Origin of the sequence: Enterobacter sp. 03-F-07-AD-ECC, from assembly GCF_047530935.1 — a bacterium.
GTDB classification, from domain to species: Bacteria; Pseudomonadota; Gammaproteobacteria; order Enterobacterales; family Enterobacteriaceae; genus Enterobacter; species Enterobacter cloacae.
This window is the reverse complement of record NZ_JBLKBZ010000060.1, coordinates 1-2,791: the sequence shown is the minus strand read 5'-3', so window position 1 is coordinate 2,791 and position 2,791 is coordinate 1. Positions and strand designations below refer to the sequence as shown.

Below are 2,791 nucleotides of genomic sequence, written 5' to 3'. Positions count from 1 at the left end.
TCACGCTGAAAATGCCGGCCTTTGAATGGGTTCATGTGCAGCTCCATCAGCAAAAGGGGATGATAAGTTTATCACCACCGACTATTTGCAACAGTGCCGATTTGCTCACATCCAGCTTTTGTTAGTTCGTCAACCTGGTGCGCCACATCCTGAAGATGCGTAGATTTACGTGCATAGCCGATTTTCATTCTTTTCTCGCTAATTAGTTATGGGGTTATTGTTATGTTGATACAGTAACGAGTTTTGTTACATGAGGGGAGTCATTTTTCGGGAGAAGTCAGGACTTTTCAAGACTGTCACAAAAACCATCGTTTTTGATACATTAATTTAACCAATAGGTTGCAGATCAAATCGCCTGTAACAGCCTTTCTGGCTGTTTGTCGTTTTCAGAAGACGGCTGCACTGAACGTCAGAAGCCGACTGCACTATAGCAGCGGAGGGGTTGGATCCATCAGGCAACGACGGGCTGCTGCCGGCCATCAGCGGACGCAGGGAGGACTTTCCGCAACCGGCCGTTCGATGCGGCACCGATGGCCTTCGCGCAGGGGTAGTGAATCCGCCAGGATTGACTTGCGCTGCCCTACCTCTCACTAGTGAGGGGCGGCAGCGCATCAAGCGGTGAGCGCACTCCGGCACCGCCAACTTTCAGCACATGCGTGTAAATCATCGTCGTAGAGACGTCGGAATGGCCGAGCAGATCCTGCACGGTTCGAATGTCGTAACCGCTGCGGAGCAAGGCCGTCGCGAACGAGTGGCGGAGGGTGTGCGGTGTGGCGGGCTTCGTGATGCCTGCTTGTTCTACGGCACGTTTGAAGGCGCGCTGAAAGGTCTGGTCATACATGTGATGGCGACGCACGACACCGCTCCGTGGATCGGTCGAATGCGTGTGCTGCGCAAAAACCCAGAACCACGGCCAGGAATGCCCGGCGCGCGGATACTTCCGCTCAAGGGCGTCGGGAAGCGCAACGCCGCTGCGGCCCTCGGCCTGGTCCTTCAGCCACCATGCCCGTGCACGCGACAGCTGCTCGCGCAGGCTGGGTGCCAAGCTCTCGGGTAACATCAAGGCCCGATCCTTGGAGCCCTTGCCCTCCCGCACGATGATCGTGCCGTGATCGAAATCCAGATCCTTGACCCGCAGTTGCAAACCCTCACTGATCCGCATGCCCGTTCCATACAGAAGCTGGGCGAACAAACGATGCTCGCCTTCCAGAAAACCGAGGATGCGAACCACTTCATCCGGGGTCAGCACCACCGGCAAGCGCCGCGACGGCCGAGGTCTTCCGATCTCCTGAAGCCAGGGCAGATCCGTGCACAGCACCTTGCCGTAGAAGAACAGCAAGGCCGCCAATGCCTGACGATGCGTGGAGACCGAAACCTTGCGCTCGTTCGCCAGCCAGGACAGAAATGCCTCGACTTCGCTGCTGCCCAAGGTTGCCGGGTGACGCACACCGTGGAAACGGATGAAGGCACGAACCCAGTGGACATAAGCCTGTTCGGTTCGTAAACTGTAATGCAAGTAGCGTATGCGCTCACGCAACTGGTCCAGAACCTTGACCGAACGCAGCGGTGGTAACGGCGCAGTGGCGGTTTTCATGGCTTGTTATGACTGTTTTTTTGTACAGTCTATGCCTCGGGCATCCAAGCAGCAAGCGCGTTACGCCGTGGGTCGATGTTTGATGTTATGGAGCAGCAACGATGTTACGCAGCAGGGCAGTCGCCCTAAAACAAAGTTAACCCAGGATGAGAACCTTGAAAGTATCATTGATGGCTGCGAAAGCGAAAAACGGCGTGATTGGTTGCGGTCCAGACATACCCTGGTCCGCGAAAGGGGAGCAGCTACTTTTTAAAGCATTGACCTACAATCAGTGGCTTCTGGTGGGTCGCAAGACGTTTGAATCTATGGGCGCACTCCCCAATAGGAAATACGCGGTCGTTACCCGCTCAGGTTGGACATCAAATGATGACAATGTAGTTGTATTTCAGTCAATCGAAGAGGCCATGGACAGGCTAGCTGAATTCACCGGTCACGTTATAGTGTCTGGTGGCGGAGAAATTTACCGAGAAACATTACCCATGGCCTCTACGCTCCACTTATCGACGATCGACATCGAGCCAGAGGGGGATGTTTTCTTCCCGAGTATTCCAAATACCTTCGAAGTTGTTTTTGAGCAACACTTTACTTCAAACATTAACTATTGCTATCAAATTTGGAAAAAGGGTTAACAAAGCTATGCAATCGACGGCAAAAAGCTTCGTTCGCTTCGCGCACTACGCCTTTTCCGCGATTGATAGCGACGTTATGTGAATATTGAAATGAGCATTCCAAAGAAAGGAAGTAGAAAAATTATCGTGGGCGAAAATGAGTTTTTGTGGCTCATTAGGTCAAAACTCACATATTCGCAGGACTGTTTAGGTACAGAAATGACTGCGGTCGTTGAACCGGATGCCGGTCCTCACTGATGAAGAAGTGAACACCGTACGGGAATCGTGCCGGCAGCTTGGAGCTATCGGCCGGAACCTCAACCAGGTGGCCAGGGCCTTGAACATCGAGTTCAGGGAAAGTGACAAGCTCAAGCAAGAGGCCATCGAAAAACTGGCCGAACGGATCGACCAGCATTTGGACCATGTGTCTGAGCTGTTCGATAAGACCTGGAGCCGGTGGCACGATTGTCATTTTCAGAAGACGACTGCACCAGTTGATTGGGCGTAATGGCTGTTGTGCAGCCAGCTCCTGACAGTTCAATATCAGAAGTGATCTGCACCAATCTCGACTATGCTCAATACTCGTGTG

Annotated in this window: 3 protein-coding genes; 2 read left to right on the top strand and 1 reads right to left on the bottom strand. The window is 53.1% G+C overall.

The annotated features are described in order from the left end of the window. Positions 1 to 580: 580 nt before the first annotated feature. Positions 581 to 1,594, bottom strand: coding sequence for a class 1 integron integrase IntI1 (gene intI1, locus ACMWKA_RS25585; protein ID WP_000845048.1), 1,014 nt, complete (start codon positions 1,592 to 1,594; stop codon positions 581 to 583). Between the two features lie 155 nt (positions 1,595 to 1,749). Between intI1 and dfrA14 the strand changes: the two genes are divergently transcribed. Together dfrA14 and mobC are read left to right on the top strand one after the other, a co-directional pair. After that, complete coding sequence (gene dfrA14 / locus ACMWKA_RS25580) at positions 1,750 to 2,223, top strand: trimethoprim-resistant dihydrofolate reductase DfrA14 (RefSeq protein ID WP_004201280.1); 474 nt, start codon at positions 1,750 to 1,752, stop codon at positions 2,221 to 2,223. Positions 2,224 to 2,443: 220 nt separating this feature from the next. After that, positions 2,444 to 2,710 carry a plasmid mobilization relaxosome protein MobC gene (gene mobC / locus ACMWKA_RS25575; protein WP_001144737.1) on the top strand — a complete coding sequence of 89 codons (267 nt, stop codon included), beginning with the start codon at positions 2,444 to 2,446 and terminating at the stop codon, positions 2,708 to 2,710. Positions 2,711 to 2,791: the final 81 nt, after the last annotated feature.

Excerpts from the sequence above, each read along its gene's own strand:
- intI1 (WP_000845048.1), bottom strand. The coding sequence starts at position 1,594 with ATGAAAACCGCCACTGCGCCGTTACCACCGCTGCGTTCGGTCAAGGTT.
- mobC (WP_001144737.1), top strand. The coding sequence starts at position 2,444 with ATGCCGGTCCTCACTGATGAAGAAGTGAACACCGTACGGGAATCGTGC.